This window comes from Euzebyella saccharophila (assembly GCF_014855495.1).
In the GTDB taxonomy this organism is placed as follows: domain Bacteria; phylum Bacteroidota; class Bacteroidia; order Flavobacteriales; family Flavobacteriaceae; genus Euzebyella; species Euzebyella saccharophila.
Genome location: NZ_JACYFJ010000009.1, coordinates 71,197 through 77,895 on the forward strand (window position 1 = coordinate 71,197; position 6,699 = coordinate 77,895).

Consider the following 6,699-nt stretch of genomic DNA (forward strand, 5'->3'; position numbering starts at 1 on the left):
TTTGCTAAAAAAGAAAGGGTACGTAACTTCCACAACTCTAAAACTCTTTAGATGAGCGACCCATGGTTAAAACGGTGGAATGACCGTTACAGTGAAAAAGAATATGCTTTTGGCACCCAGCCCAATGTCTTCTTGGAAGAGCAATTAAAACACCTTTCTCCGGGTAGAATTCTTTTTGGAGCGGAGGGCGAAGGCAGAAATGCCGTGTTTGCCGCTCGAAACGGCTGGAATGCCCATGCTTTTGACATTAGTGTGGAAGGAAAAAAGAAAGCACTAGAATTAGCCAAAGAACAGCATGTTAACATTGATTACAAAGTGGGTCAACTAACGGACATTGATTACGCTATAGAGACTTTTGATGCCGTAGCCCTTATATATGCCCATTTTCCCATTGAAATTAGAAGTACCTATCATCAACTTTTGGCGAAACTAGTTAAGCCAGGAGGCCATGTAATTTTGGAAGCCTTTGGCAAAGAACACTTAAAGTATCGAGAAGCCAATCCAAAAATTGGGGGACCCAGGGATTTGGACACCCTCATTTCCATTAGTGAGCTAGAGCGGGATTTTAAAGACTTTCAATCCATAATTCTTGAAGAGAAAGAAGTTCAATTACAAGAAGGTCTTTATCACAACGGTACCGGTTGGGCAGTTCGCTTCGTAGGCAAAAAACACTAATAAAAAGTTAATCATTTTTTTATTTCTAAACGATTGTTTAGTTTTGCCGTGTATTTGTTACTGGAATGGCACGAAAGAAAGCATACATAGAATCTGAAGTAATCGAAAAGGCCATGAACCTTTTTTGGAGAAATGGTTATGAGACCACATCTATGCAAATGCTTGAAAAAGAAATGGGTATCAATAAATTTTCTATTTATGCCAGTTTTGGAAGTAAGAACGGAGTCTTTCTTGAGAGTTTGGAATGTTATAAGGCTAAACTGAACGGATTGTTGACCAAACTAAAGGAATCCGAAAAAGGAGTAACATCCATCAAAACCTATTTTTATGATTTTCTTGACTTCTCCAAAAACAATGAATTTGGCAAAGGGTGCTTGATTACAAACACCGCCAATGAAATTGGGGAAGATGCCGATGCGGAAATAAAAAAAGTGTTAACAGATTTCACCAGTGAAGTAAGAGGAATCTTTAAAGAAAGCTTACAAAAAGAAACTTCCTTTTCCCAAACTAGTTTGAACCAAAAAGCGGACTATCTGATTATTGCTATGTTCGGACTGGCATCGGCTTCGAGAATGTTTCAACCCTCACAACTTAAAAGCTATATTGAAAATACATTTGACAACCTCTAAAAAAAATTTGAATCAAAACTAAACGATTGTTTAGATATTTTTAATCCTTTAAATATTAGTATATGAGTACAACACACACCCAAGAAAAATTACATATTCACAGCATCGAATCTGCACCTGCAGATAGCAAGCCTTTATTGGAAAATTCTCAAAACGCTTACGGATATGTGCCTAATTTGCACGGGGTACTGGCAGAGGCCCCAGGCCTATTGAACGCCTACCAAAACATTCATGAGCTTTTTGTTGATTCTTCTTTTAACAACGATGAGCTTACCGTAGTATGGCAAACCATTAATGTGGAACACGAATGCCATTACTGTGTGCCCGCCCATACCGGCATCGCCAAAGCGATGAAAGTGGATGACGCCATTATTGAGGCACTTAGAAACGAAACAGCATTACCAAACGACAAATTGGAAGCGCTAAGGGAAACTACCCTTGAAATTGTTCGTAAACGAGGCTATGTAGATGCCGATACCCTTGATCGGTTTTACAACGCTGGTTACACCCAAAGACAGCTGTTGGAAATCATTCTAGGGCTATCACAGAAGGTCATTAGCAATTACGTCAACCATATTGCCGAAACACCTTTAGATAAACCTTTTCAAAAATTTGAGTGGAGCAAAAACTAATCACCGCTTGATAGAACAAAAAGCATCGGTCAAAAACCAATGCTTTTTGTTTTTATGTTAGTCTCCATTTTTAGAGACTTTCTTTAATTTTTGCATATCGCACTCAAATAGGTCCAAACTATAAAAAAAATTTGTAGGGGAATACGAAACCAAAGATAGGCAAGACCATTTCCGTCAAAGGTTCCCTTTTGGTAATTCACGTTATGCAAAGCGGCATAGATATTAGCCGGAAGCATCAACAGCAGAAAAATAATCAATGCCCAACCTGCAATCGTTTTCAGCTTAGGAAGTAATAGCCCTATTGCCAATAGAATTTCAAAAACTCCGGTTAGGTGAACAAAAATTTCTTTAAAGGGAATGAACTTAGGAATCATCAGGCTCATGCCCTTGGTAAATACAAAATGTCCAATTGCAGTGAATACGAGCATTACGGACATGGCGATTCTTGCCGATAGCTCAAAATCATATTCCTTTTTAAGAATTTTATTGAAGAAAATGGCAATTGCAAAGCTTGCTAAAAGTACAATGAGTGGTTTCATAGTTTCTTAATTGTTTGAAATGCAAAGGTTTTAAAAGAAACTATGAAAAAAATGAACCTAGGTTAAGTAATCCGTTTTCGTATTCTACTTAATGCTTGAGGCGTTACCCCTATATAGGAGGCTATATATTTTAAGGGAATTTGTTGTAATAAGTTAGGACGGTCTCTAAACAGGCTCAAATAACGTTCTTCCGCTGTTTGGTTCAATAAAGAAATCTCTCTTTTTGATTTTATTAAAAACATGCTCTCGGCCATTTTACGTCCGATAATGTTTCCATTTACGGTTTTTTTATAGACCTCATCCAGGTCTTTTTTTGAAATTCTCCACAACAAGGTCTCCGTCAAGGTTTCGATTTGATATTCCGAAGGTAGTCCGGACAAAAGTGAATCGTATCCTGTTACAAATTCATTCTCAAACAAAAAACCGAACGTTAGATCGGACTCCTCTCCCGGAATATAGAATCGCACCATTCCTTTGGCTATGAAGGATACATAATTTTCAACCCTTCCTTTTTGTAGGATGACCGAATTCTTTTCAAATCTGACTTCTTTTAGTTTCGACTTAAAAAACCTCCAATCAGCATCATTCATTGGAGAAATGCCATCCAAAAACCTCTTTAACTGGTCCATTTATGATTTCTTGACGTCCATACTATAATTTGGAGCTCCCATTTTTAAAAGGATACAAAAGAAATTATGTTGAATGCTGTTGAACTTATTACGGTTTTGAATATTCAATCAGTTCCTCTACATAATGAAAATCGCCTTGATCTTGAGTGAGCTTAATAAAGTTTTTTACCGATGGAGCGTACAACCATACTTCCTTTTCATCTGCACTGTAACCACGTGAATTGGAAGTTGTACCGATATATTCAATGGTGTAGGCCATAAATGTCCCGGCTTCTACTGTTTCCTCTTGGTACGAAAGAACGGTGGCCGTTTGGCTTTGGCTTCCGGTAGTACCGTCTTGACTGGTCCAATTATTTTCATATTTCCATTTTTTACCTACTTCCAAAGGCCAATCGTATTTGGGTGTTTCGCTTTCTTCTGGTTTGGCAATTTCAGTAACCGGAATGGTATCCTTACCAATGGTCATCCCTAATTCGTCATCAAATTTTACTATTTTTCTGGTGTCCGTTCCATCGGAGCGTACCTCCCCTGCGGTAGTGACCCCTTTGTATTTCCAGACCCATTTTTCGCCCTCGGTATAGTCAGCTACCGTAGGTTGGTGGGTTATACTTGTTTTAGTTTCATCATTACAAGCGCTAAGTATGACCAAAGCAACTAGTAAAATAAATCGGTTTTTCATTTTGTTCAATGTTTTATATAAAACCGATTAGACTAACCGGAATAAAATATGTTACAGATTTATAGGATTTAATCATCTGAATTCTAGACTAAATGGAATATTGCAGGGGTTTTAAACCTTATCTAGTCATTAGTAGCCATGGTGCTCAAACAAGCCTTATTCAATACGCTGCTATAAAACTGAATTGCGGTCTCGCCCACCGAGAAGCTCCTGTTGGTCTTAATTTATACAGTCAGTCTTAGGCATACCTCAACTATTGTATACGTTCGGGTTGTGCTTTTCCATATACACTTCCGGTCTGGGAATCTTGGTAAACCCAAACTTTCTATAAAGCCATTCGGTCGTATCGGTGAGCAAAATCCAACGCCTTAACCCTTGAAGATGGGGATGTTCCATTATTTCGTTCATCAACCACTTGCTGAGTCCCTTTCCCCTGTGCTCCTCAAGAATATAAACATCTCCCAAATAGGCGATTGTCGAAAAGTCTGAAATTACACGAGCAAAGCCTATTTGCTCGCTTTTGAAATAAATTCCAAAATTTAATGAGTTGTCTATGGAGGTTTTCAACGTATTAAGGGGAATGCCTTTTGCCCAATCGGTCTCGTTAGACAAAAACTTGTGAATGCTTATAACATCTAATCTATCTTTGTCCGTAGAAATGGTATAGTCATCTCTATGCGATTCTCTATTTTTCATTTTAGTTGGCCCATAAATATCTATATAGAACTATGGGATGTTGTGGGTTGTAGTTGTTACCATCGAACCGAAAGGTACGTAAAAAAGAAAAACCGCTTAGAGTGCACCTCTCGGCGATCGCGTACAACCTGAAAAAATACCTGAAATTCGACCAAAAACGTTCCATCCCGATAGCTATCGGGAGCGGGGCGGCCCGATTTGGCAGTCTTGGTAAAAAGTGCGCTTCAATACTTGTTCGGGACTTGCATAAAGCATCGAAATTTGGTGCCCCGATTCTGACCCGACATAAAAAAAGCCCCTTGAAGAGGCTTATATCGATCGTAGTTATTTCTAATTATAGGCTTGTGCAACGGTTACTATTGTTGGCAATAGTTATTCTATTAAATGGTCTATCGCTGCTTGTTCAATTGTTAACCCATTTTTATAACGTTCTAGAAAAATATTGAATCCGTTAACATCCTCACCATCTGGGTAAATTTTTTGTCCTTTAGAGTTAGGAAACACTTTGTTGGAAAGGTAATGGGACAAATCTTCGTTAGGTTGTTTGTTAAGCATATATGATGCTAAAATTGCTATTCCCCACGAACCACCTTCACTAGCCGTTGACATAACAGTCACAGGAACGTCAAGTGCTGCTGCACAAATTTTTTGGCCAACTAAAGGTGTTTTAAAAAGTCCTCCATGAGCCATAATACCGTTTATTTGTACAAGTTCTTTCTTTGTCAGAATATTCAAACCAAGTCTTAATGCCGCAAATGCGGTAAAAAGATGTGTTCTCATAAAGTTTGCAAGATTAAATGTGCTTTTAGGTGAACGGATGAAAATTGGGCGGCCTTTTTCAAAACCCGTTATATTTTCGCCTGAATAATATCCATAGCTTAACAATCCACCACCATCGGCATCTGCTTCTAATGCCTTGTTGAATAGAATATTAAACATTTCATTCATATCAGGTTTTTGTCCCATCGCTTCATAAAACTCACGTAACAAATTAACCCAAGCGTTCAAGTCGCTAGAGCAATTATTGGCAAGTACCATTGCTACAGGGCTGCCATCGGGTGTTGTAACAATGTCAATTTCAGGATAAACTTTGGATAAATCCTTTTTCAATACAATCATAGCGAAGATGGATGTCCCGACGGATATGTTCCCAGTATTTTTTTTGACACTATTGGTGGCCACCATTCCCGTACCTGCATCTCCTTCTGGTGGACAGAACGGGATTCCAGTCTGTAAGTCTCCTGTGGGGTCTATCAACAAAGCCCCTTGTTTTGTTAGCGTTCCTGCGTGTTCACCAGCCAAAAGAACTTTAGGTAAAATATCCTTAATTTTCCAAGTATATCCTTTATCCGAGATTAACTCAGAAAACTGGGTCAGCATGGTTTCATTAAATTGGTTTTCATTAATAGGAAACATACCTGAAGCATCCCCAATTCCGAGTATTTTTTCCTCTGTTAATTGCCAATGGATATAACCAGATAAAGTTGTGATGTAAGCTATATCTGCAATATGTGCTTCATCATTTAATATAGCCTGATATAAATGCGCAATAGTCCAACGTTGGGGAAGCTTGTAGTTAAATGTTTCGGTAAGTATTGAAGAAGCCTGAGCCGTTACGGTGTTTCGCCAAGTGCGGAACGGAACCAATAATTTTCCTGAATTATCAAGTGCTATATAACCCTGCATCATGGCAGAGCAACCCATTGCACCAATTTTATTCAGTGTCAGACCGTACGTGTTCTCTACATGTTGCTTAATTTCTGAATATACTTTTTGTAAACCCACAATGGTTTCATCAAGATTATAAGTCCAATACCCATCTATTAACTTGTTCTCCCAATCGTAGCTACCCGAACTGATGGTTTCAAAATGATTATTAATTAAAGTGGCCTTTATTCTTGTAGAACCAAATTCTATTCCCAAGTAAGTTTGTCCTTGAACAATTGCTTCTTTCATGTTTTTATTCATAATTATTGCCAACGGTCTCGTATAACCGTCAGTTACGGATTAAATTAGCGTTTATTTTCGGTTTAGTACAGGCTTTAGCAATTCCGAGTGGATTCGGACGTAGTCGAATCCGCCGTAATTGCGGTTAGCATCTATGTAAAAGCAGCCTGTCGAGTATCTTTAGGATTCAGCAAAATCAAAAGATATGAAAACACAACAAACTGCTTGCCCCAAGTTATTCATTGGTATCGACATACACAAGCGCAGTTGGAA

General features: G+C 38.4%; 8 protein-coding genes. 3 read left to right on the top strand and 5 right to left on the bottom strand.

The genetic code is table 11. The features are described 5' to 3' along the window. Window positions 1-51 precede the first annotated feature (51 nt). The 3 genes from IL355_RS18700 (at window position 52) to IL355_RS18710 (ending at window position 1,936) form a co-directional block, all read left to right on the top strand. The gene (locus IL355_RS18700) at window positions 52-675 is read left to right on the top strand and encodes a class I SAM-dependent methyltransferase (protein WP_192463617.1); all 624 of its coding nucleotides are present in this window, start codon (window positions 52-54) and stop codon (window positions 673-675) included. A 65-nt stretch (window positions 676-740) separates the two neighbouring features. Then, window positions 741-1,304 carry a TetR/AcrR family transcriptional regulator gene (locus IL355_RS18705; protein WP_192463618.1) on the top strand — a complete coding sequence of 188 codons (564 nt, stop codon included), beginning with the start codon at window positions 741-743 and terminating at the stop codon, window positions 1,302-1,304. A 62-nt stretch (window positions 1,305-1,366) separates the two neighbouring features. Further along, complete coding sequence (locus IL355_RS18710; protein ID WP_192463619.1) at window positions 1,367-1,936, top strand: carboxymuconolactone decarboxylase family protein; 570 nt, start codon at window positions 1,367-1,369, stop codon at window positions 1,934-1,936. 83 nt (window positions 1,937-2,019) lie between these two features. Here the strand turns inward: IL355_RS18710 and IL355_RS18715 are convergent, their stop codons facing one another. From IL355_RS18715 to IL355_RS18735, 5 genes are all read right to left on the bottom strand, one after another. Then, window positions 2,020-2,475, bottom strand: coding sequence for a DoxX family protein (locus IL355_RS18715; protein WP_192463620.1), 456 nt, complete (start codon window positions 2,473-2,475; stop codon window positions 2,020-2,022). A gap of 62 nt (window positions 2,476-2,537) precedes the next feature. Beyond that, window positions 2,538-3,104, bottom strand: a complete 567-nt coding sequence (locus IL355_RS18720) for a Crp/Fnr family transcriptional regulator (RefSeq protein ID WP_192463621.1) — start codon at window positions 3,102-3,104, stop codon at window positions 2,538-2,540. An 88-nt stretch (window positions 3,105-3,192) separates the two neighbouring features. Then, window positions 3,193-3,783, bottom strand: a complete 591-nt coding sequence (locus IL355_RS18725; RefSeq protein WP_192463622.1) for a hypothetical protein — start codon at window positions 3,781-3,783, stop codon at window positions 3,193-3,195. 249 nt (window positions 3,784-4,032) lie between these two features. Further along, window positions 4,033-4,479: a GNAT family N-acetyltransferase gene (locus IL355_RS18730; protein ID WP_192463623.1), complete on the bottom strand. Its 447-nt coding sequence runs from the start codon at window positions 4,477-4,479 to the stop codon at window positions 4,033-4,035. A gap of 372 nt (window positions 4,480-4,851) precedes the next feature. Further along, the gene (locus IL355_RS18735) at window positions 4,852-6,435 is read right to left on the bottom strand and encodes a xylulokinase (RefSeq protein WP_225621338.1); all 1,584 of its coding nucleotides are present in this window, start codon (window positions 6,433-6,435) and stop codon (window positions 4,852-4,854) included. Window positions 6,436-6,699: the final 264 nt, after the last annotated feature.

Coding starts and splice junctions, on each gene's coding strand:
- IL355_RS18700 (WP_192463617.1), top strand. CDS start 52: ATGAGCGACCCATGGTTAAAACGGTGGAATGACCGTTACAGTGAAAAA.
- IL355_RS18725 (WP_192463622.1), bottom strand. CDS start 3,783: ATGAAAAACCGATTTATTTTACTAGTTGCTTTGGTCATACTTAGCGCT.
- IL355_RS18705 (WP_192463618.1), top strand. CDS start 741: ATGGCACGAAAGAAAGCATACATAGAATCTGAAGTAATCGAAAAGGCC.
- IL355_RS18735 (WP_225621338.1), bottom strand. CDS start 6,435: ATGAAAGAAGCAATTGTTCAAGGACAAACTTACTTGGGAATAGAATTT.
- IL355_RS18710 (WP_192463619.1), top strand. CDS start 1,367: ATGAGTACAACACACACCCAAGAAAAATTACATATTCACAGCATCGAA.
- IL355_RS18730 (WP_192463623.1), bottom strand. CDS start 4,479: ATGAAAAATAGAGAATCGCATAGAGATGACTATACCATTTCTACGGAC.
- IL355_RS18715 (WP_192463620.1), bottom strand. CDS start 2,475: ATGAAACCACTCATTGTACTTTTAGCAAGCTTTGCAATTGCCATTTTC.
- IL355_RS18720 (WP_192463621.1), bottom strand. CDS start 3,104: ATGGACCAGTTAAAGAGGTTTTTGGATGGCATTTCTCCAATGAATGAT.